Raw genomic sequence first — 23,210 nt, 5'->3', positions numbered from 1 at the left:
GTACGGAACCTTTCTAAATTAAGCTGATACAGTCTAATAAGAATCGTTATATTTTGTACGCCATTCGTTACTTAAATATTTTTTTGAATCAATTTTATAATCTAAGTGATGTGTCTCTTTTAAGAATTTTTGCAATTCAGTATCCATGTTCAACCAGCCAACCCAACCAATGTGAATCGTGTCTTGCATGAAATAAGGAACATCTCGTTTATTAGTGTAATCAACCACGTGTTCGAATCCTTGCGAACGCAACTGTTCATTGATTTTTTTACTGAATGTATCCAACATATCCGTTGATAGACCGGTATAGTCTGACCAGCGCTCATTGACTGGTGGAATAACAAACATCGCATCAATATTTTGCTCAGCAATCTGATTCAGTACCAGTTGGAAATCACCAAATTCTGGTGAGGACACATAATTAAAATCTGTTTGAGAATTTTTTAATTTCTTTTTAGCCGGTAAAATACGGTTAGTATAAAAACTATTGCTAATCTCAAACTCATTATTATTTGTCCCAGCCTCACCCAGTTCGTTAGCCAATTTATCCAACTTGTCATAATCGTATGTCATCGGCAACTTTTTCGCTTGATTACGAATTTTTTCATTGCGATCTTTCAAGACAAATTTACTAAATAACTTGTCTTCATTTTTAAGCATTCTAAAACGATAAGCTGCAGACTTTCTTTCCGCACGGGTTAATTCTTTTCCCTCTTCAATATGTTTTAAAATATTTTTTAATTCAGTATCTGATTTGACACTACTAAACTTCAACAAACGTTTAGCTAAGTATTTATCATTTTCATCAGGTTTATCCATCTCGTCTAACCACTGCATTGATTGCAATGGTGAATAAAACAATGAGAACATCCCTTGTCCAACACCATTTTTAACAAACCATTGTGGAGAAATGATAAACACAATCTTTTGATTTTTCATTTCTTTACTCATTGAATTCAGCATAAAGAAATGAGTCAATGATTGCGTCCCTGGTGCACCTAATAAAAAAGGTGTATACGGACGATCGTACTTCTCAGCCAAAACCGATGGATGAAACGCATCGATTCGGCTTAATTCTGATGATCCAAAGAACGGTAAATAGTCTCCTGTCGCCATCGCAGCATTTTTTACATTATCACCTTTTAAAATATTTGTTGACATAGATGATGATGCTTTCAGCATTGATTTTGAAGACGGCTTATCAAAAGAGCGAAGCGGGGAAATAAAGAGTATTCCAACTAAAATGAAAGCCGCTATCAGTGGACCAATAGCCGTCCATAATTTTTTCCAAAAAATCATGATTGTAAAGCAATAACTTTATCAATAATTTGTTGTGGTGTTCCCCATTCTTCACGTTCATATTCAGAAACTGGTACAGTTACTCCTAATTGTCCATCAATTTCTACAAGCATTTGAACAGTTCCCATTGAATCTAAGATACCTTCGTCGTATAAGTCTAAATCTAACTGGTTACTTAAATCCTCACCTGTTAAGTCTTCTAAAATTGATAAAATCGTTTCTTTTGTATCCATAAAATTGCCATCTCCTATTTTAAATTAAATTTTAAGCTCCAAAAAAGTGTTTAATCAAAACATCCAAGAATCCTGAAAAAATCAGGAAACTAAAACATACTGCATTAAAGGTGATAAACACAGAAAAAGCATGCGTGAACTTATTGCTTGGTAATTTATTTTTACGTTTCTTCTTATAACGAATCCACGCATCATTAATTATAATTAAACATGCATGATATAAACCATACACAATATAATACCATGTTAAACCATGCCATAATCCCATCAGGAAGAATAAGGCCAAATAGCCGACGTTTGATGCAACAATCCGACTCTTAAATACTTTTTTCTTCATCAGCGTAAACATTAAGCGCATATAAACATAATCCCTAAACCAAAATGATAATGTCATGTGCCATCTATTCCAGAATTCTTTAATATTAGGACTGATAAACGGCTTATTAAAGTTAACCGGTGTTTCATAGCCTAAAATATAACTCGTTCCGACTGCGAATAAACTGTAACCAGCAAAATCAAAGAACAGATACAAGCTGTAGACATACATATAGCCGATTGTTCCCATCACAACACCAGTGTCACTTAAAGCAAAACTCTGAACATGTGGCAATAACTGACTACCTAATGCATATCCAATAATAAATTTATATAAGAAACCTAAAAAGATTGAAAAAATCCCTTTATTTAGTAGCTCAGTATATTTCTCAGCATCAGGCGGTGTCTGTAAATCTTTAAGAAAGCGGCGATATCGGTCAATCGGACCGGATGAAATCGTTGGAAAAAAGAGTAAAAACTGAATATAGTAACTCATCTTATACTCTTTGATTAACCCATCACGCATTTCCATGATAACTTGTACTGACTTGAACGTCAGGTAAGAATACCCTAAGAAGCCAAACAACGTACGCCCGATAGTAAACGGCTCTAGTTTGATAATAATCATCGGCAACAAGCTTAATAAAACAGCAATAACAAACCAACTTGTCTTATTATCTTTTTTCCGATACTCAAAGTAAATTTTAGTCAATACGCATTGCCAAATAACATAAACAATCAAGGCAATTCCTTGACGGCTGTTTGGTCCAGCAAAACTCATCCATAAAAATACAAGCGTAATCAAGTTTTGATACCACAGGATTCGTTTACCTCTTAAAGAAAAGATAACAGACGGCAGTGCCAAAATTGCAATTAAAACAAAATAATATGGTTTTTCATATGGTGTTAGATGAGGAAACCAATTTGCTAGTTCACCCATCATTTACCATTCACCTCTTGCATCAATAATTTACGATCGACTTTACCGTTTGCTGTCAATGGCAAAGCTTCGACAACCACATATTTATGTGGAATCATATAGTCCATAACTAAATCGCCTAGCTGTATTTTGATTTCTTTTACCATCTCTTTTTGTTCCATCGAACTAAAAGGCGGTTTGACAGTTACATACGCAATCAGTTGCTGCACTTTATTTAATCGATTGTATTTCGGTACAACGCAAGCATTCTCAATACCACTAAGTGACATCAAATGATGATCAATATCACCTAACTCAATTCTAAAGCCATTTAATTTTACTTGGAAGTCAATTCGACCACGATAAAACAAATAACCGTCATCAATGATACCAACATCACCCGTCCGGTAAGCTTGCTCATCATTGTATTTAAAGAATGCTTCTGTTGTCTTTTCAAGATTATTAAAGTACCCGATAGAAACACTTGGGCCAACAATAATAATCTCACCTGGCTCGCCTTCTGCTACTGCTTCACCAGACTCATCTAAAATCACTAATTTTGTATCAGCTTTAACACGACCCAATGGCAATCGATCATATTTATCTAAAATTTCTTTTGATAACAATACTTCAGTAATCGCAACAGTCGCTTCTGTCGGACCATATGTATTATAAACATATGCTTTTGGAAAACGTTCCATTAACTTAATAGCCGTTTGACGTGGTAATTCTTCACCACAGAATAAAAAGTTTTCTATTGTTGTTAGATGTTCTCCATCAAAATCTGGACTTAACAAGCAGATTTCAACCATCGACGGTGTCGATACCCAGACATTGACAGACATTTCAGGTAATGCTTTAAATAATTTTGGGAAATTTTCGATAACATTTTTTTCTAAAGGCACTAATGTACCTGCTAATAATAATGACGGATATAAATCCATGACAGACAGGTCAAACGAAAATGGTGCTTGGCACAAGAAACGTTGTCCTTCAGTCAGATTAAAATCTGTTTCCATCCAATCTGTATAACTTTTCAAGTTGTTATATGTAATCTGAACCCCTTTTGGCCTTCCGGTAGTTCCAGATGTATATATCGTATAGTAAACATCATCACCTACAACTGGATTTAACTCATGAGCAACTGGATCTAGTCGGCAGATTTTCTTCAACTGTTCACACTCAATGACATTTTCTTTTGATTCCAGTTTCCAATCTGCAACAGAAATAACAGCCGCAGCACCAGATTCATTGACGATTAATTCTAAGCGATCAAGTGGTGTGTGTGCATCTACTGGTATGTAGCCATGTCCCGCTTTGGTACAGGCTAAAAAACTAACAACCATTTGACTTGTTTGTCCACCGTAAACAATAATACCTTGCTTAGTTGGATAATTTTCCATTAAAAAGCTTGCCAATCGATTAGATGACTCTTCAAGCTCTTTATAACTTAACTGATCGTTTTCACCATCGAAACATAATCTCTCAGGATACGTAACTGACCATTTTTTTATTCGTTCGATAATATGATTCATCGATTTCACCTCACCCTAAAATTGATTGTAGATAAACGTTCCGCCTCCAACGTGGCTGTAGTGATACAAGTAAATCAGACCAACCAATATTGCCGCATAAAGTAATGTTTTACCGGCGAAAACCAGCCAATATTTTTTTCGAGTCATCGGCTTCTCTTCTTTTTTTTTCTTCATGCTATCCTCCCCTTTTGTTCATCTCGCTTTTCTATGCAATAGCCTAACATGCCTATCTCTTCATAGCACCACGCATCAGTAGGATTTTTTTCTAGGACTTAAGACTTATTTCCAGTCACCCTTCCCATTAATTAAAGCATAAAACGCATGTTTTTTCTACTTAGAAGACAGAATAAAAGCATCTGTTTATATTTTTTCCGAGCATACCTCACTGAATAACACTAAGAGTATACTAGAATCTTAACATTTTTCAATCATTTTCACTAAAAATCCTGCTCTTTTTCCAAAAAAAAAGAGCAGGCAAACCTACAAGCCCACTCACTCTTTGTTGGATACACAATAGCATCTTACTACCGTCTTGATAACTGCTGATATCGTTCATGCCAGATTTCTACATATTCATCTGAAAAAGGACCCTTTTTATTATTAATCCAGTCGACCAGAATCTTGACATTCTCTTTAAGAATTAAATCAATTTCACTGGAATACTGCATTTTTTTTCGATGATCTTCGTACTCATCTACATCAAGCAACCGTTTCTCACCATCAGGAAACACTTTAATATCTAAATCATAATCGATATACTTTAATGCTTCTTCATCTAATACATAAGGCGATGCCAAATTACAATAATAAGAAACTCCTCTCTCGCGTATCATAGCAATTATATTGAACCAATACTTTGTATGGAAATACAAAATAGCCGGTTCTCGCGTCACCCATCGTCTGCCGTCAGATTCTGTCACCAGGGTATGATCGTTCATACCGATTAAAGAACACTCACTAGTCTTAAGTACCATGGTATCACGCCAAGTTCGATGTAAACTGCCATCATGCTTGTAACTCTGGATAGTAATAAACTCTCCTTCTTTTGGTACACGCATACTGACCCTACTTTCCTTGACTATCTCAGCCAAATTTTCCATTAGGGTGTTTCATTACACCGATATCAGAGTTATTATATCACAAAATAATTTCGATAGGCACTATTAATATCCTTTTTTTACAAGAATATCCAACATTTTTTCTTGGGGCTTTGGAAATGGGTAGCGTTGAAACTCGCTTTCAGCTATCCATGTCCCCGATAAATCAAATAATCGGCTGTTTTCTTCTATACTCTGACCGTAAGCGACTAAGATATGCCACTTGCGGTGGCTAAATAAATGAGTTACCTCACCAGCCGGCTGTGTCTGCCAAATAACATCGGCTTGTTTCGGCAGATTATCAATGAGCCTTTTATTAACCTCAAGCAAGTAATCATCCGCTGTTTCTTCAGCAACTCGGTCAAATAAACTAATCTTAGTTATTTCAGCCTCCTCTATTTGGCAGGTTTTTAAATAGACTTGCCACGCTTTCTTCATCGCTGCGTATTCGTCAGCTGATACTTCAACAAGTGGAAATGTCCAAAGATTGGCTAATAAACCATCACTAGGCCTTTGGACCATATAATAGTCGCCCAACTGATTTTTTACAACCAGTCCAATATAATACACTGGCACGGCCTTAACTTTTTTAGTCTTAACCGGAAAAGCTGTCTGCCGCTGCTCAGTATACGCCTGACAATAGTCCTTTAGCGGACATTCGTCACATTTGGGCGCTGTCGGATTGCAGATATTTGACCCTAAATCCATCAAGGCTTGGTTAAAATCACCAGGTCGTACCTGTGACATCGTCTCTCTAACTACTTGGTCAAAGACTTTACGGCTTTTTGCTTGCGCAATATCATCGGCAATACAAAAGAGACGACTATACACACGCATGACATTCCCATCTATTGCGGGCTCTGCCAAATTAAAGGCAATACTCGCTATAGCACCGCCAGTATAAGGCCCAATCCCTTTCAGCGACATAATATCCGTAATTGTATCCGGCATCTGACCGCCAAAATCCTCAACCATCATTTGCGCCGCCTTTTGCATATTTCTGACGCGTGAATAATACCCTAGGCCTTCCCAAGCTTTTAGTAATTTCTCTTCAGGGGCTTCAGCCAACTCTTGAATTGTCGGAAACCACTCCATAAATCGGTAAAAATAAGGAATAACGGTGGCGACTTGTGTTTGCTGTAGCATAATCTCAGATACCCAGACACGATAGGGGTTAGTGTCCTCCCGCCAAGGTAGTAAGCGTTTTTCTTGATCGTACCAGGTCAGCAGACTATCTTGAAAATCTTCAACTTTTGACTGGTTCCACATTGTTTTTTGCTCGCTCATTCGCTTTCTTCCAACTCTTTCTCGCGCAGATAATGCTGGATATCATCATAACTGAATCCCTTTTGCATCAGTGATGCGATAACTTTCTGCTTGCGTTTGTAGCCCTCGACTTTGCGGTGCTTGTGCCACAATTTATCCCCCGCTGTTTTTAAAAGTGCACTTTCAGCAACCGTATCTTTCTCTGCCGATAGCTCTGACATAACTAACTGAATAACATCCGCTTCAAATCCTTTTGTAAATAACTGCTGCCTAGTCTTATCCTTTTGTTCTTGATGACTCTTGCGGACATACTTGCGCATAGCTTTCTCAGCAACATGCATCGCAATTGCTGTCTGATCATCGAAAGAATACTGCGCCAAAGCTTGCACAATAAAATTTTTTTGAATCCCTCGCCTCTTCAACTGTTGTCTGACAACAATCGGTCCTTTATCCGAGGTCCGAATCATGGTCCTCACGTAGCTTTCCGCATAGAGCAAATCGTTAATCAACGTCAAGTCCTTTAACCTCTGGATAATATTAGGAATAGCACCCTCATCAATTTCTTTGCGTACCAAATAATCGCGCACTTCTTTTTCTGAACGCAATTGAGTGTTTAAATAGTATAAGGCCTTTTGATAGCCGACGGTCATAGCCGCTTCTTGTCGGACTGCTTCAATAGCCACGTGATTAAGCTCTTCACCCTTAAGCAAGCGGTGACGAACAATCGCATCCTCCGACACATCAAAGCTTAAACCAGATTCTGTACGAACACGATAATTTTGACCTTTTAGTTTTTTAACTAATGCAATAATTTCCATAGTGTGACACCTCTTTTTCAGCTGTTACCACTATAGCATATCTGATTTAAAGAAACATAATATCATGCCACTTATCAAATAAACTACGATCAGCTAGATACTGTCTGCCATGAATGGCACTCTTAAAAAAATCGAAGTCACGGTAATTAACCCCTTCCAGAAGCTTATTGACTTTTTGTGTGTTTTCTCTGACATAACGACCATGCCAGTTTTCAAGAATAATTTTTTTCACATGTGATTGTTCCAATATTGCCATCTCACTTGCAAAAAAGTAAACATAACAACTCGCAGCACACCATATCTTGTTTTTGACACTACGGTAATTAAATGGAGTGGAGATTTCTAACCCATTAGTAAAGGTTAAGTAGGGAAGCTGACAATTTTTTCTGGGGGTTAAGTTATCAATATGACAGACATTGACAAATGTCGTATCATTACGTTTGCAGCTGTCATATAACATGAAAAGCGTTTCAAAGGCCATGACCGGAAATTTACGGAATTTCTTACGCTGACTTAAATTGACAATGGCAGCCATCATCTCGTGAGAGTAGATACAGCGTTTGCTGAATTCCTTTAATAACTCCCGACTCGTGCGACAAGTCAAAATAGGCAGCCCGCTATAATTAATAATCAGTGTCTTGCAGTCGGTTGCTTTATTACCTGACACATCAATTGCTAGTAACGTATCAGATGATAATGATACACCATGTTTTATAATAGCGCTTTCAATTAAACGTGACAAATCGTTATACTCGACAATCTCCCCGATGCATAATTCCGTATACAAATCTATTTTATAACTATCATCCATAAAAATTCGTCCCCTTTTTCTTTTGTTTGCAATGTTTGTTACAAAAGTATCATAACACGTTATTTTTATTATTAAAAGAAAAAATCCATCTAATTAAAGGCGATTATCGACATGTTTGTGCGTTTTTTGTCAAATGTGATTAAAAACATATAAGCTATACTTCTTTCGACCGGCCGGTCACTCACAAATAAAACAAAAAAGGACAGGCAACGATGACAGAAGAAGAATTAATCAATAATTATCATGTACTAATCCTTGGTGCTTTAAAAAGATGCCACATTCGGCCGCATCATCCCGAATTTGAGGATCACCTGCAAACTAGTCGCATCGTTTTAATTGAATCCTACCGAGAGTTTATCGCAGAAAACAAATCACTCAGTGCTTTTCATAACTATGTCTATCAGCGCATTTACTGGGAGATAATCGACACAATCCGTAAAGAAGCAAGACGGCAAGCAGTTCTTGAGACCAACGATGACTTGCCCGAAACCACACGAATAGTTGCTGACTTTGACGAAGAAACAATTGCCGTCAGTGAATTAATTGACACTTTAGCTCCCCATCTGACCGAACACGAAAAAATATATTTACGTGAATCTTACGTAAATGACCTCTCAATTAAAGAGCTCGCAAAAAAATATCAAGTCAGCAGAACCGCGGTATATAAGTGGCGCTACGGGGTAGCAAAAAAATATTTAAAATATTTTGCAAAATAGGGTTTACAAAACGGGCGCGGATTTCGTTAATAATAGTGTAGGGCGCGCAACTTACAAAACAAAAAAACAAAAAGGACGTGAAGTAGATGCAACCAACTTTTGAAGAAAAGAAAGTTCAACTAGTCTATGACAACTTAGCCGGAGAAAAGATCCAGAAACAAGCTATCAGCCAATTAACTGAGGAGGCTAGTCATGAAGACATTGTATCATTTGCTAAAATCATTGGCGGCTTGGCTACCGCGGAAGAACCTCTTAACCATATACTTATCGTTGAAAGTACTCGTCATACATTATAATAAAAGAAAGCAGGTAGAAACCCATGAAAAAACTGACAATGACCTTTAAAACAAGCAGTGGCAAACAAGCCTCTATAAAACCAACTATCGCTAAAGAAGACTTAACCGCAGAGACAGTAAAAAAAGCAATGGATGACATCTCCGCCTTAAATATCTTTGCCAAAGATAATGTCGCACTCTATCAAGAACCAAAATCAGCTCACTATACCGAAACCATCATCACAGATATTTTTTAAAACAAAACTTCATTAAGAATTATTCTTTTTCCTAACGATAAAAACACCCGATCAGCAGCGGCTGATTGGGTGTTTGGCTTTTAACCAATACAATCAAAAAAAATGAAATAATCAATTGTGTAGTATATAATAGGATAAGTATTAAAAAGAGAAAAGGTTGAGACCATGACAACAAACAAAAACTTTATCAGTATCAAAACAAGCAAATCAAATAACCAGCACACACTGATTATCTATAAAATATACGCCCTACATCACAATGCCGACATGTTTGATTTAGTGTCCGATCATATCCAACTTGCCGCCTGTGCCGTTTTTAATGAGGATAACGAACTCTTAATGAGCTGTGGACCTGAGAACATCAGCACCTTTAACCATGAACTAGCGATGCTTTTAAAACAGTTTTTCGGTCCCCATAACAAAACATTGACAGACGGACAACCAGAATTTGTCGCACTCCATGAAAAGACAACATTACCTGATGTATTAGCCCCCTTATTAGACAAATAACAAAAAACACCACTGCATAGTTGCAGTGGTGTTTTTATGTGTCAAATGAATAACAAGTACTAACTCCCCTTCATATTAATACTTGAGACGATTTTTTTATCTATTAAAATCAATAGATAACTAACCATTGACAATTAGGCATCCCCCGAATACTCTAAACATACTAACTCACAAGAATATTATGTTTAATTATAAAACAAATAACGAGTTAATACAACAAAAGTATCTTACCTCTTTTTTTTAAAAAATTCAACAGGTAAAACAGTTTATTTAGTTACATAATTCATAAAATAACAAAAAATAAAAACAAGTTTGTCTTTTATACATTTTTATCGGACATTTATTTATAAAAAAGAAATGTAAAACATTTTAATTAGTGATTAACAAATGTACATAACAAAATGAAATTAATTAAATAACAAAAAATAAATTTTATAAAAAGAAAAAAAAGCAAACGGACAACCGCTTGCTTTTAAAATTATTTTTTATGGTCTTTCTCATGTAGGTCTTTTTTGATCTGACTAGTTGAAATCTCTGGTGTGCGCTCAAGATAGATTACTTCAGCACCCGTGTCTTTGACAAAATCAAATTTACCCTTCCAGTCATCCCCCATTACAAACACATCTACCTTAAACTCATCGACGTCTGTCACCTTTTGATCCCAGCGTTCTTCAGGAATAACCAAATCGACATAGCGGATAGCTTCTAAAAGCATCTTTCGTTTTTCATAATCAAAATAGCATTTCTTCTGTTTTTGATCCCAATTGAATTCATCTGTCGACAACGCAACAATCAGGTAATCACCTTGCTCTTTAGCACGACGTAATAGATTGATATGACCGTAATGCAGTAAATCAAACGTCCCATATGTAATAACTTTTCTCATGTTTTCACCTCTAGTTAATCATCTAAGGGTAATCTCAAGTATTTACCCCATTCTAATTGTTGTTCTTTTGACATTGAAGTATTTAATCCATTACCAGGTGTAAATGTAAATTCACCAATATAAATTTTTCCACTTTTTGTTTCAATTAGATCACATCTAAAGAATGGTATTTCTTTCAAATAATCAATATCACATAATTTATTTAGTAACTCTTTTATTTCAAATGATTCTAATTGTTTAATTTCCATATTAATTTTCTCATCAATAGATTTTGAAGTAATTAAGCCCTCTTCGTAATAGTCGTTAAAAGCAAAATTTATAATTGCCATGCTTTTTACTTTTCCATTAAATATAAAGAATTGATATTCTCTACAAATGTCTTCTAAATACTCTTCAATCATAATTCTTGGTTCCATTTTACTATAATGTTTCTCACCAGAAACAGACCCATAATCGGTTTTCATCCATTTATTTAGCCGAGACATTAAATTAGATTCCACTATTTGAGATTTATCTTTAACAATTATATTCATACCTGAAGCATTTGATTTCTTCACCACAAATTGATTAGGTAACTCTAAAAACTGGATATCATTAATATCATAAAAAGTTCCAATTAAAGGAACTAAAAACTTTTCTAATTCTTTACTTTCAATAAATTCCCTTAGACCTATTTTGTCTCCTAAATAAATTGCCGGTTTATAATCTTTATAATAGTATAGATTTAACCAATTAATTTTCTCAGAAAACCACTCTGGATTTTTCAAATCTAATTTTTTTCCATTTTAGAGTTATAAATTACTTTTGTTTTAAAAACTGGGAAATAGTTATTAATAAATGTCTTAATTCTTGATTTAATCATTTTATTTACATACCCCGTTCTAATCTCTTAAGAATATATCTCTTGTATAAATTTTATTTTTTACATCACTTAATTCGTCTTCGTATCGATTTACAACAATAACATCTGATATGTTTTTAAATTCATTAATATCCTCTATTACTTTCGAATTAAAAAAATTATCAGAATTTAGAGCAGGTTCATAAACGACTACTTCGATTCCCTTAGACTTTAAACGTTTCATTATTCCTTGTATTGATGAATATCTAAAATTATCAGAGTTTGATTTCATAGTCAATCTAAAAATGCCTACAATCTTTGGATTCCTCATCAATATTTGCCCTGCAATAAAATCTTTTCTTGTAGAATTCGAATCGACAATTGCTTTAATAATATTGTTAGGCACATCATTATAATTAGCTAATAACTGTTTAGTATCTTTAGGCAGACAATACCCACCATAACCAAAAGAAGGATTATTATAATGTGCCCCGATACGCGGATCCAAACCTACACCTTCAATAATTTGTCTGCTATCTAGTCCTCTAGTTTCCGCATAAGTGTCTAGTTCATTAAAGTATGAAACTCTCATAGCTAAATATGTATTCGAAAATAATTTTATTGCCTCCGCCTCTGTTGAATTCGTTAATAATACCGGAATATCACTATAATTAACTTCTGAATTTCTTGCTAACAACTCAGAAAATACTTCTGCTCTTTTTGATTTTTCGCCGACTATAATTCTTGACGGGAAAAGATTATCATATAAAGCTTTGCCTTCTCTTAAAAATTCAGGAGAAAAAATAATTCTATCAGTAGTATATTTTTTTCGCATTTGTTCAGTAAAACCTACTGGTACAGTTGATTTTATAATAAATACTATTTTAGGATTTATTTTTAAACCTTTACTAATAACTTCTTCAACTGAAGACGTATCAAAGAAATTCCTTTTTTCATCATAATCTGTTGGAGTTGCTACGATACAAAATTCTCCATGATTTATTGTTTCATTGAATTTTTTCGAATATTTTATTTTTAATTTTTTTTTCTTTAAAAACTCAATTATATATTCATCATCTATAGGAGAAAAACCTTGCCTTAAAAGATCTACTTTATCTTCCATTATATCATACGCCATTACATCCTCATTCTTTGCTAATAATAATGAATTAGCTAAACCAACATACCCTAAACCTATTACAGAAATTTTCACTATATCCTCACTACCTTACATTTTTTAGAATCATATAAATTTTATTAGATTTAAAAATACTTGTTAAAATCAAATATATGACTAATCCAACAACACCTTGTATTAAAGTAGTCCATACGTTTGAAGAAAGATTAATCGATATAACAAAAGCTCCAATAAACATCACGATTGAACAAAAAACATATATTAAAATATCTTTTAAATTCAACTTGAAATTTGAATATTTTAGTAGATCTCTTAATCTTATTATAGTTACAACACATTCCGATAAAATTGTAGCCACTATGGCTCCCCAAATACCTATCTTTGGTATCAAAATTAAATTCGTAATTAAACCTATACAAGCTGAAGCTAAAACGGAATAATTAAAATTTTTAATCATATTTTTCGGCATCAAATATTGACGAACAATTGAAATTCCAAGTGGCATAATAATAACTAACGGAGAAAGAACAGGTACCGTATACCTTAAATAGTTAAAATCTTCTCCGAAAAACCATAATATCATTTTAGGATTTACAAGAATAATTCCAAACATTATTGGAATAGAAAAAAATAATTGTAAATCAACCATTTTTTCCATAACTTTTATCATTTGTTTTTCATTATTATCACTATATAGGCTTGTCATATGAGGCATTAATACCGTATCAACTGTTCCGATAAGCGTTGTAAATATAAGAACCAATTGTAAGGAATTCGTATAAATTCCGACTGCCGTAACTGTAGATAGGATTCCCAAAAGGGTCTTGTTTAATGTCGTATAAATAGTTATTGATGCTTTTCCGATAAAAAATGACATTGCCGGTTTAAAATGACTAAAAATATTTGTTAAACTCGGTTTAACAAACGATATTTTATTGTGTAAAAAAATCCAAAGTGCTAAATTAGATAACAAAATACTTAATCCTTGAATTAAGAAGTAAATATTCAAATCGCTAGAGTTATTAATAAATATCAAAATTAATATAAAAGAAACTATTTTTATAAAAATATTAATAATTGTAATATGTTTAAAATCTTGAATACCATAATAAAACCAAGAGATATCAAATAACGTTGCTATTAATGGAAGGGAGGATATAATAAACAGTTGTTTATTTTGAGTAAATGATATAAAGATAAAATATAAAATAATCATACAAACTGCAATAATTACATTGAATATCTCGAGGCTCCAAAAAACATTAGATAATTCTGACTTATCATTTTTTGTTGAAGCTACTTCCCTAATTCCATAATTAGCTAGACCCAAACCTGCACAAAGAACAAAGTAAGATACTATAGAAGTAATATAATTGTAAGTTCCTATTCCGTGTGCGCCTAGAGCATGAGAAACAACTGGAATTGTTATTATAGGTAGAATAATCAATGTTAATTGATATAATGCTTGATATGAGAAATTAATTAAGACTCTTTTATTCATTAACTACTCACTCCTATATCTTATACTAAGATATAATTTGTAAATAAGATACCTTATAATGTTAAACTCTCTTATTACAATTCGAAAGTCCTTAAAATGACTTCTTAATACATTTTTCGCACCCATCATAAATCTTTTATTCTTTATATGTTCAATACCGTTATTTAAGAGATTACTAGCATTTGTATACTTCGCTTGTTTGTTTTTATCAAAGAAGTCATGTCTATCTAAATATTCCATATAATTTTTAAATGAATAACTATCAGTTTTATTATTTAATCTTTCTTTATGCAATTTTCGCACATATCTCTCGGTATATAACAATCTAAGTGATTGACTACCAGTGATACTATTGGATCTAATTCGATATTTTACTAAATACTCATTTAACGAAGCTATCTCATAATTTTCATCAACCATTCTTAACCATAAATCATAATCCTGACAACTAAGTAACTTTCGATAACCATTTAAGCTCTTTACTACTTTTGTTCTGTAAACAACACTTGAATGGATTATGGTTGATCCGACAGGTAATAATTTTTTTATTACTTTTGGATTAGTTGGTATTGTACTCTTTTTACCAATCTCTAGTCCCTCATCATCAATTAAAATGCAATTTGCTGATAACATTGAAATATGTTGATGCTTTTCTAAATACGAAATCTGTTTCTCCAATCTATCGCTAACTGAAATATCATCTGCATCCAGTCGTGCAATATATTTGTATTTAGCAATTTCAATTCCACGATTTAAACTCAAAGCTACCCCAAGATTTTCATCATTAAATATAAGTTTAACTCTCTTATCTAGTTCTGAAAATTCCAACATTACCTGCTTACCTAATTTAAAATCTGGATTGTCTAATATTAGTATTAATTCCAATTCTTTAATACTTTGGTTTAATATAGAACTTATTGAATCCCTTAAAGAATCTTCGTCTTCATTATATATTGGGATGATTACACTTATCATTTGTTTCCTCCGAATCGACTACATCATCAATTAATTTTTTACATAAAATAATACCAATAATTATCAAACCACCTCTAGATGCTTCACCCTTAAAATTTGAAATAACAAATGTGGTTATCAACATTGTGCTAATTAAAATTTTTTTTATTGATGCTAGGCTTGAATTTTTATATCTGAAAATAAAAAGAAAATACGTTCCGTATAAAATACTGCAATACATCAAACCACCCATAAATAAGTCATTGATAAACCCTATATCAGAATTACTTATACCATTTATCTCTCTGTATACACGGTATCCACTTCCAAATAACAAGTGAATTCCTTTAGGAAGAGTTATCATGTCAGATAAGATGCTAAAATTCCCCGTCTTCTCTCCGTATATTATATAAGTACGAAAATCCATAATTGATCCCATAAACCATAAATAAGTTTCATTATTGTATATTTTAACTATCCAAACTGTAAAAGACAATAAAACGACCATTATAGCTAGTATTAAAATGGACTTCAATTGATTTTGAATTTTTAAAGATGAATAAAAAACAAGTACTATTATCATCAATAAGATACCTAAAAACAAACCTGTACGCCCATTTAGTAGTGTAGTAATTAATAAAAATGGTATATAAATAAGAAATTTATACGATTTCTCAAATAAACAAAGATATAAAGCTATCCCCATCATTAAACCATGGAAAATTGGAGTAAAGAAAGTATAATCGTTACTAATACCATATATACGCATTGAAGAAATAAAAATATTCTCAGGTCTACCCATATAATATAATTGCAGTGCTATTGATTTTAAACTAGGTATAAACAACATCAAAATATTGGTGCAACATTGAAATAAAATTATATTAAAAATAAATGTAAACTTATCTTTCATTTTAAACTGAAAAAGGCTTAATCTAGAAAGAAAATAAAGTATTGGTAATAACTGAAAAATAATAAATAAATTTTGAAGAATACGTGGATTGTATCCATTTATAAGTGCAACAAATGAAAAATATAATGCTGATAACAAAATACCAAAAATCAAAAAACTAGAATTCCTATCCCATTCAAAATATGTTTTTCTATTTAAAGATAGACGAAATAAAATTCTAAAAGCTATGACAAAATCAATAAAAATTACTACTAATTGACTTCGAATTGGTAATCCAAAAAGTTGAAATAGCTCAGGCATATAAAGTAAATAAAACATAACAAAAAAATAGATAAAAAGTCGAAAATAAGATATTTTTTTAGTCATTGTACACCTCAAACAATGTTCTATAAATTTTTTCTGTATCCTTAAAAGACACACCTAAATCATATGAATTCTTTGATAAAGAACCATACAAGTTATCATTATTAATAATATTTTTGATTTTTTTTGCAAAGGACTCTTCAGGAAACTCTATATTTATATGATTACTTGCATTAAAATATGTAGAAACACCACCAATATTTGAACCACTAATTACTGGTACCCCCATTTGCATTGCTTCTATAATTACTAGTCCGAAACCTTCACGTTCAGAAGTGTTCACTAAGAAATTAGATTTACTCATTAATACATACGGATTTTTCTGAAATCCGAATAGTTTAATATCAAGATGATATTTTTTTATATATGATTCGATAGTATTCTTTTCGGTCCCATCTCCAACTATTGCTGCACTGAAATTTCCATAGTTATTCATTTGTTGAACAAAATCGACAAATCCCATAGGATTTTTTTCTTTTTCCAATCTTCCAACAAAAATAAAATCAAATCTTTTCATTTTTCTATCAGTAGAGTAAAATTCATCCGGTACGTCAACAAAGTTATTTAAAAGAACTACTTTGTTGGTGTAATTTAGTTGCTTTACTAAATTGTTTGATGTAACAACAATATGTGAAAAAAAAATAGTATTTATCCCATATAAAAAATTATTTAAATTCATTTTATTAATCCACTTTGGCTCTTGATGTATATGAGAAATAACTTTAACACCGAGTAGATTTGCCATAATACTTGCTTTAAAATCATGTGCGTGAATAACATCTATTTTATTTCTTTTTACAATATTTTTTAATTCAAAATAATTAAATTTGTCTACTAAATGATATTCTAATCCTCTTGACTTAAGGTGCTCAGAGATCTTTCCTTCCTTAGAAACATAGATACTCTTTACAAATGGATTAGAAATAGTCATTAAATCCATCGCCACTTTTTCAGCTCCACCAAAACAATTACTATATAAAAGATGCATTACCTTCATAAATTTCTCCTGTCTAATAACAAATAGATCAATTTTCCTAACTTCGGGGCTTAAAATAAATTCCTCTCATATCACACATGATATGGTTTAAATTATAATTAGTTGCTAAAGATTGACTCTCACATTGAAATTTTCTGTATTTTTCTTTATCACTGCGTAAAAAAAGAATATAGTTTAAAAATTCTTTTTGCTCACTTAACCTATAAGTAAATCCATTTTCATTATTTATTACCAAGTCTCTATTTCCTCGAACATCAGAAACAACAAGTGGTTTTCCAACAGTCATTCCCTCAATTAAATTGACTGGTAATCCTTCTTGTTTCGAACTTGAAACAACTATATCAGATATATTTATTAAATTATTAATATCTTTTCTATAGCCTAACAGCTTTACATTACTTTCTAACCTTTCACGCTTAATAAACTTTTTATAAAGTTCATAATTATCACCCATACCAACAAGTAATAAAACAATACTGGAATCAATAACCTTCAATTTTTTCATCGCCTCTAGTAAAAACATTTGATTTTTACGATTTGATAATTCAGCAATGTAAATTAAATAGAATTTGTCTCTATCCAAATTGTTTAATTTAAATATTTCTTGCTTTTTCTCGTCACTTAGTTCATAAAACTTACTTCCAGCTACCCCAACACCTGGAACTAGTTTAACATCATGACAATAAAATTTTTTTTTTGCAATATCATAGTCCTCTTGATTAATAGTTATTAATGTATCTGTATACTTTGATAAATATTTTTCGATTGGGTAGAATATTAACCAATTTTTTAATGGGGCCCCTTTAAAAAAATGAAAACCGTGCGCTGTATAAATAATTTTTGACGATAAGCTCTTCAAATTCTTAGCGACTAGTCTTGTTAATGCCCCACCAACAGGCGTATGACAATGAATAATTTCATAATTTCCTTCTTGAATAATTCCTTTAAGTAATTGATAACTAGAAATATTATTTTTTCCAAGCGGACTTCTCTCAAATGGGATGTCAAAAAATTTATCGCAAAAAGGAATCACACATTCTTCTGCATTATCATAATTATTTTTTGCAGCTACATGAACTTCCCAACCATTTTTTTTAAATTCCTCTAAAAACGGTATATGAAAAACGTCAATATGGCCTTTCACAACCGTTGCTACAAATAAAACTTTTTTCAAACTTAACTTCTCCCCTACATAAACTTATACGATAATTTTTATCTGGCACCATTTCCAGTAATAACCACTCGAATTGTATCAAAAAAAACCTTTAGATCCATTTTGAAACATAGATTTTCTATATAGATTTTATCTAGTTTCAATTTTTCTTTAGGCGTTATCTCGTATCCTCCGTTTACTTGAGCATACCCGGTTATTCCAGGTTTAACTTTTAAACGATCATTAAAATCAGGAATATACTCTAAGAACTCATCTATAAAAACTTGTCTTTCTGGTCTAGGTCCAATCAAGCTCATATCTCCAGTAATTAAATTAAAAAATTGAGGTAACTCATCAATTCTAGTCTTCCTAATGAAACTGCCAACTTTTGTTACACGATTATCTTCTTTATCTGCCCATTTAGGCCCATCTTTTTCAGCATCCATTCTCATTGAACGCAACTTAGCTAATGTAAACTCTCGGCCGTTTTTGCCAACCCTTTTTTGCAGATACAGTGGACTGCCTTTACTTTCTAATCGGATAATCACACAAAAAATTAAGATTATCGGCAAAGAGAGAATAAATCCTATAATTCCAATAAAAAAATCACATATTCTTTTCGCTATGAGATATCCGCTTTTTTCCATAATCGCTTCACTTTCCATACTTTTTCACTCCAACCAACAATTTTCTTCTAAAACAACCCTAAAAATTTCTTGTGATACTCTTTTTCCGGCAAAGTCTGTGTATAATCACCGTTGATGATATCTTTTGCAGTTTGTTCGAAGAACATTACTTTCTCTTCACCAAACTGTTTTAACAATTTTGCTTCGGCTTCTTTGGTATAAAAGCCACGGCGACCGGTATTATGAGCATCAGATGCTAAGACATGCGCCATATTACAGTTGATTAGTATTTCAGCTGTTTTCTCGATATTTTTACCAAAGGTGCCGACGTAACTGGCATTGGTCACTTGCGAGATACAGCCCATCTCGATAAACGGCAGCAAGGCATTAGGATTCTTGATAATCGCAGAGTTCCGCTCTGGATGAACAATAATCGGTGTCATACCTTGAGTACACATCTCAAACAAAATAGGTTCGGCATATGTCGGGATAATTGCGGCCGGAAATTCGATCAAGATATAACGATCACTTAAATCAGCAAAGAGAATCGTATCGTTTTTGATACGTTCCATTATATCACCAGAAAGGCGAACTTCCTGACCTTCCATAAGGATAAGCGGGATGCCATCCTCATCAAGTGCTTCTTGCAGTGTCTTCACATAATCAATGACATCGTACTTATCATTATCAAAAACGCCATTGTTATGATGGGGTGTACAAAGAATATGAGTGATTCCTTCAGCCACGGCAGCACGCGCCATAGTCTTCGAATCTTCAATCGTTTTCGCTCCATCATCTATTCCCGGTAATATGTGGCAATGAATATCAATTGACATCTTGTACATTCCTTTCTAACTATATGAGTAAGCGTAGTAACCTTGAGTATCCTCGACTCCAGTATACACTGCACCTAAGATGTTGGCCTGTACCTGATCTAATAAGGAAACTGCTTTTTGTGCCATAACTTTATTAGTAACTCCCTCACGGACTGACAAAATAACGCCGTCAACTTGTGATGCAATTAATTGTGCATCAGTTACCTGAACAACAGGCGGCATATCAAATATCACAAAATCATAAAATTCACTGACTAATTTAATCACTTTACGCATTCTGACAGAAGCCAATAACTCCGATGGATTTGGTGATTTAGGTCCGCTGGTTATGACGGATAGATTCTCAACACCTGATGCCTGCGTGACATCATTTAGTGACATACTACGAACAGTCAAAAGATTAGATAAACCAACGCCATTATCCAAACCAAATGTCATATGACACGTTGGACGGCGCATATCAGCATCAATCAATAGTGTGTTCATGCCGACTTGGGCAAAAGTAATCGCTAGATTAGAGGCTGTTGTTGATTTCCCCTCCGAAGCTCCTGGTGATGTCACAACCAGTGTTTTAATCGGCTGGTCGACTTGGGCAAACTTGATATTGGTTCTTAAGGTTTTATATTGTTCTGACGTCGGCGATTTAGGATCAGCAATTGTAAATAGCGCTGATCCTTTTGGACGAGTCAAATTATTCTTTTCTTTTTTCCCCATTTTTTCCTCCCTAACTACACACGGTGACGTTGACTGCGTCGATCGTTTTGATTATATTCCTCGTCTTGCAGCTCATCAATTGACCGTGTGATTCTATCTAAATTGATTTTTTCTAAATTGATTGTATCTTGATCTGAAGGAAAGTCTAGATCCAAGCCGTCAACTTCATCATCCATATCCACAGCATAGTACTCTGACTCAAAAGTGACAGTTCCCTCATTCATAATACGACTTTGCAATTTTGTGTACTGACCCATTTTTTTCTTATCAAATAACGGGATATTTGCTAATACTGGAATCCCCATTACATCCGTCACAAAATCTTGTGATTTAACGTTTCGGTTAAACATCTCGGTAATAAGTGCCACTCCGACACCAACAATTAAACCTAACACAACACCGATAGCCAAGTTGATAACGGCATTTGGTGATACTGGTTTATTATTGACTTCCGCTTTAGAAATAACAGACACTTTATCCGCATTGGTGTATTTTTTAGCTTCTTTTTGAAAGACGCTAGCAACCACGTTTGCGATATTTGCTGCTTCCACCGGATCAGGTGAGGTCACTTTAATTGAAAACATTTGTGAATTTTGTGTTTGCTCAACTGAAATCATCTCTTTTAATTGATTGGATGTTCCAGTATAATTTGATTCTTTTTCTAAGATTTTACGAGCTGATTCTGTCACCACATCGCCCTTAATAAAATCTTTATACGTATTAATCATTAATAGATTGGCGTTAATCGCGTCTTGATTAACATTGTTTTGTTCGTTGGTTTTGTTGGTTGCGATTAACTGTGTGGTTGAGCTGTATTTAGGTGTAATTACAAAATATGTGATGGCCGCAGATAGTCCTAACCCGACAAAGACCCCGATTAATATGATTAATAACTTTCTTCTTAACAGCGAGACGATCTCCTGTAAGCTGATTGTTTCTTCCATAATTTCCTCCAAACCTTATTTGACAGAATTGCAATATAATTAATATAACACTTTTCAGTATTTTACACATGCTATTTCAATAATTAAATTATATTATATAATATCTCTACGATTTTTTGACTGGCATGTCCGTCACCATACGGATTCGGTTGATTTGTTACCTTATTATATACTTCTGAGTTATTTAATATATGAGTAATTTCTTTATAGACTTTTTCTTCTTCTGTGCCTACCACTTTCAGAATACCTGTCTCGATACCTTCCGGTCGTTCGGTACTATCTCGCAGAACCAATACTGGTTTTTTTAGTGACGGAGCCTCTTCTTGTACACCACCGGAATCACTCAAAATGAGATCGACTTGCGACATACAGTTATGAAACCCAACAACATCAAGCGGCTCAATCAAATGAATCTGCGGATGACTACCTAGCACTTCTTTTGCCAGAGACTTTACTTTAGGGTTGGGATGAACAGGATAAATCACTTCAATCGTTTCATCAGCCTCCACCACACGCTTCACTGCGTTAAAGACCTGTTCCATCGGTTCACCGATATTTTCACGGCGATGCATGGTTAGTAGAATTTTTCGACTATCAGCTTTTAAGTCTGACACTACTTGGTGGGTAAAGCCCATTTTGGTTGTCTGCTGTAACGCATCAACGACTGTGTTGCCAGTTACGTAGATTTTTTCATCCGGAATATTCTGTTTCAATAAATTTTGTCGGCTCAGTTCTGTTGGTGCGAAGTACACATCTGACAAGACATCCGTCATTTGACGATTCATTTCCTCTGGAAAAGGTGCCATCTTATCCCACGTTCTTAACCCAGCTTCGACATGACCGATTTTAATCTGATGATAAAAGGCAGCTAATCCGGCAACAAATGATGTCGTGGTATCACCATGAACTAAGACGATATCAGGCTGCTCTTTCAATAAAATGTCATCAATCTGCATCAGTACTCGGCTGGTCATTTGCGATAATGATTGATTTTTCTGCATGATATTTAAATCATAATCAGGCGTAATATCAAAGATATCCAAGACTTGATCCAGCATTTCCCGATGTTGTGCTGTGACAACCACAACTGACTCTATCGCTTCTTTATGCATCTCTAATTCCTTAATTAATGGTGCCATTTTGATAGCTTCTGGTCGTGTCCCAAAAACACTCATTACCTTCTTCATTTAATCGCTCCTTTTTGACGTATTCTTTTTTCGCCCCTTTTATATAGCAAAAAAACAAACGGAAGGCCAGTATCAAACTAATAATTAGTTTGGACTGACCCTCTGT

Annotated in this window: 26 protein-coding genes; 4 read left to right on the top strand and 22 right to left on the bottom strand. The window is 33.6% G+C overall.

Annotation, left to right across the window (positions count from 1 at the left end; translation table 11 throughout):
- Positions 1-33: 33 nt before the first annotated feature.
- The 9 genes from dltD to CBF37_RS04435 all read right to left on the bottom strand — a co-directional run bounded on the left by dltD (position 34) and on the right by CBF37_RS04435 (position 8,293).
- Positions 34-1,299, bottom strand: coding sequence for a D-alanyl-lipoteichoic acid biosynthesis protein DltD (dltD, locus tag CBF37_RS04475; RefSeq protein ID WP_125983525.1), 1,266 nt, complete (start codon positions 1,297-1,299; stop codon positions 34-36).
- Entirely contained in the window at positions 1,296-1,532 is a 237-nt protein-coding gene (gene dltC / locus CBF37_RS04470) for a D-alanine--poly(phosphoribitol) ligase subunit DltC (protein ID WP_125983524.1), read from the bottom strand. The genes dltD and dltC overlap by 4 nt, the downstream gene beginning before the upstream one ends.
- 31 nt (positions 1,533-1,563) lie before the next feature.
- A complete protein-coding gene (gene dltB, locus CBF37_RS04465) occupies positions 1,564-2,787 on the bottom strand; it encodes a D-alanyl-lipoteichoic acid biosynthesis protein DltB (RefSeq protein WP_125983559.1) in 1,224 nt (407 codons plus the stop codon).
- On the bottom strand, positions 2,787-4,301 hold the full coding sequence (gene dltA, locus CBF37_RS04460) for a D-alanine--poly(phosphoribitol) ligase subunit DltA (RefSeq protein WP_125983523.1): 1,515 nt from the start codon (positions 4,299-4,301) through the stop codon (positions 2,787-2,789). The genes dltB and dltA overlap by 1 nt, the downstream gene beginning before the upstream one ends.
- A 15-nt stretch (positions 4,302-4,316) precedes the next feature.
- Positions 4,317-4,448, bottom strand: coding sequence for a teichoic acid D-Ala incorporation-associated protein DltX (locus tag CBF37_RS04455; RefSeq protein WP_125983558.1), 132 nt, complete (start codon positions 4,446-4,448; stop codon positions 4,317-4,319).
- 377 nt (positions 4,449-4,825) lie between these two features.
- Positions 4,826-5,359 (bottom strand): nucleoside tri-diphosphate phosphatase, encoded by a 534-nt coding sequence (ntdP, locus tag CBF37_RS04450; protein ID WP_125983522.1) that lies wholly within the window; start codon positions 5,357-5,359, stop codon positions 4,826-4,828.
- Positions 5,360-5,464: 105 nt separating this feature from the next.
- On the bottom strand, positions 5,465-6,685 hold the full coding sequence (mutY, locus tag CBF37_RS04445) for an A/G-specific adenine glycosylase (RefSeq protein ID WP_125983521.1): 1,221 nt from the start codon (positions 6,683-6,685) through the stop codon (positions 5,465-5,467).
- The gene (gene recX, locus CBF37_RS04440; protein ID WP_125983520.1) at positions 6,682-7,482 is read right to left on the bottom strand and encodes a recombination regulator RecX; all 801 of its coding nucleotides are present in this window, start codon (positions 7,480-7,482) and stop codon (positions 6,682-6,684) included. Before recX ends, mutY begins: the two co-directional genes overlap by 4 nt.
- A 46-nt stretch (positions 7,483-7,528) precedes the next feature.
- The gene (locus tag CBF37_RS04435; protein ID WP_125983519.1) at positions 7,529-8,293 is read right to left on the bottom strand and encodes a hypothetical protein; all 765 of its coding nucleotides are present in this window, start codon (positions 8,291-8,293) and stop codon (positions 7,529-7,531) included.
- 212 nt (positions 8,294-8,505) lie between these two features.
- Between CBF37_RS04435 and CBF37_RS04430 the strand changes: the two genes are divergently transcribed.
- The 4 genes from CBF37_RS04430 to CBF37_RS04415 all read left to right on the top strand — a co-directional run bounded on the left by CBF37_RS04430 (position 8,506) and on the right by CBF37_RS04415 (position 10,051).
- Positions 8,506-9,009, top strand: coding sequence for a sigma-70 family RNA polymerase sigma factor (locus CBF37_RS04430; RefSeq protein ID WP_125983518.1), 504 nt, complete (start codon positions 8,506-8,508; stop codon positions 9,007-9,009).
- An 86-nt stretch (positions 9,010-9,095) separates the two neighbouring features.
- Positions 9,096-9,305 carry a DUF1659 domain-containing protein gene (locus tag CBF37_RS04425; RefSeq protein WP_125983517.1) on the top strand — a complete coding sequence of 70 codons (210 nt, stop codon included), beginning with the start codon at positions 9,096-9,098 and terminating at the stop codon, positions 9,303-9,305.
- A gap of 23 nt (positions 9,306-9,328) precedes the next feature.
- The gene (locus CBF37_RS04420; protein WP_125983516.1) at positions 9,329-9,541 is read left to right on the top strand and encodes a DUF2922 domain-containing protein; all 213 of its coding nucleotides are present in this window, start codon (positions 9,329-9,331) and stop codon (positions 9,539-9,541) included.
- A 165-nt stretch (positions 9,542-9,706) separates the two neighbouring features.
- Positions 9,707-10,051, top strand: coding sequence for a hypothetical protein (locus CBF37_RS04415; protein ID WP_125983515.1), 345 nt, complete (start codon positions 9,707-9,709; stop codon positions 10,049-10,051).
- A 478-nt stretch (positions 10,052-10,529) separates the two neighbouring features.
- Here the strand turns inward: CBF37_RS04415 and tagD are convergent, their stop codons facing one another.
- The 13 genes from tagD to wecB all read right to left on the bottom strand — a co-directional run bounded on the left by tagD (position 10,530) and on the right by wecB (position 23,104).
- Positions 10,530-10,937: a glycerol-3-phosphate cytidylyltransferase gene (tagD, locus tag CBF37_RS04410; RefSeq protein ID WP_125983514.1), complete on the bottom strand. Its 408-nt coding sequence runs from the start codon at positions 10,935-10,937 to the stop codon at positions 10,530-10,532.
- Between the two features lie 14 nt (positions 10,938-10,951).
- Positions 10,952-11,704, bottom strand: coding sequence for an ATP-grasp fold amidoligase family protein (locus tag CBF37_RS04405; RefSeq protein WP_125983513.1), 753 nt, complete (start codon positions 11,702-11,704; stop codon positions 10,952-10,954).
- Positions 11,705-11,818: 114 nt separating this feature from the next.
- Positions 11,819-12,991, bottom strand: coding sequence for a nucleotide sugar dehydrogenase (locus CBF37_RS04400; RefSeq protein ID WP_125983512.1), 1,173 nt, complete (start codon positions 12,989-12,991; stop codon positions 11,819-11,821).
- A gap of 10 nt (positions 12,992-13,001) precedes the next feature.
- Positions 13,002-14,417: an oligosaccharide flippase family protein gene (locus CBF37_RS04395; protein WP_125983511.1), complete on the bottom strand. Its 1,416-nt coding sequence runs from the start codon at positions 14,415-14,417 to the stop codon at positions 13,002-13,004.
- Between the two features lie 3 nt (positions 14,418-14,420).
- Complete coding sequence (locus CBF37_RS04390) at positions 14,421-15,392, bottom strand: glycosyltransferase (RefSeq protein ID WP_125983510.1); 972 nt, start codon at positions 15,390-15,392, stop codon at positions 14,421-14,423.
- The gene (locus CBF37_RS04385; RefSeq protein ID WP_125983509.1) at positions 15,364-16,650 is read right to left on the bottom strand and encodes a hypothetical protein; all 1,287 of its coding nucleotides are present in this window, start codon (positions 16,648-16,650) and stop codon (positions 15,364-15,366) included. The genes CBF37_RS04390 and CBF37_RS04385 overlap by 29 nt, the downstream gene beginning before the upstream one ends.
- Positions 16,643-17,644 (bottom strand): glycosyltransferase, encoded by a 1,002-nt coding sequence (locus CBF37_RS04380; RefSeq protein WP_125983508.1) that lies wholly within the window; start codon positions 17,642-17,644, stop codon positions 16,643-16,645. The genes CBF37_RS04385 and CBF37_RS04380 overlap by 8 nt, the downstream gene beginning before the upstream one ends.
- Before the next feature lie 37 nt (positions 17,645-17,681).
- On the bottom strand, positions 17,682-18,818 hold the full coding sequence (locus tag CBF37_RS04375) for a glycosyltransferase family 4 protein (RefSeq protein ID WP_125983507.1): 1,137 nt from the start codon (positions 18,816-18,818) through the stop codon (positions 17,682-17,684).
- 38 nt (positions 18,819-18,856) lie between these two features.
- Positions 18,857-19,462 carry a sugar transferase gene (locus CBF37_RS04370; protein ID WP_125983506.1) on the bottom strand — a complete coding sequence of 202 codons (606 nt, stop codon included), beginning with the start codon at positions 19,460-19,462 and terminating at the stop codon, positions 18,857-18,859.
- Between the two features lie 29 nt (positions 19,463-19,491).
- Entirely contained in the window at positions 19,492-20,259 is a 768-nt protein-coding gene (locus CBF37_RS04365) for a tyrosine-protein phosphatase (RefSeq protein ID WP_125983505.1), read from the bottom strand.
- 15 nt (positions 20,260-20,274) lie between these two features.
- Positions 20,275-20,973: a CpsD/CapB family tyrosine-protein kinase gene (locus tag CBF37_RS04360; RefSeq protein WP_125983504.1), complete on the bottom strand. Its 699-nt coding sequence runs from the start codon at positions 20,971-20,973 to the stop codon at positions 20,275-20,277.
- Positions 20,974-20,987: 14 nt separating this feature from the next.
- Positions 20,988-21,917, bottom strand: coding sequence for a YveK family protein (locus CBF37_RS04355; protein WP_125983503.1), 930 nt, complete (start codon positions 21,915-21,917; stop codon positions 20,988-20,990).
- An 83-nt stretch (positions 21,918-22,000) separates the two neighbouring features.
- On the bottom strand, positions 22,001-23,104 hold the full coding sequence (gene wecB, locus CBF37_RS04350; protein ID WP_125983502.1) for a non-hydrolyzing UDP-N-acetylglucosamine 2-epimerase: 1,104 nt from the start codon (positions 23,102-23,104) through the stop codon (positions 22,001-22,003).
- Positions 23,105-23,210: the final 106 nt, after the last annotated feature.

This window comes from Vagococcus vulneris, from assembly GCF_003950515.1.
Lineage (GTDB): Bacteria > Bacillota > Bacilli > Lactobacillales > Vagococcaceae > Vagococcus > Vagococcus vulneris.
The sequence above is the reverse complement of the archived record's forward strand: the minus strand, read 5'-3'. Positions and strand labels throughout refer to the sequence as shown.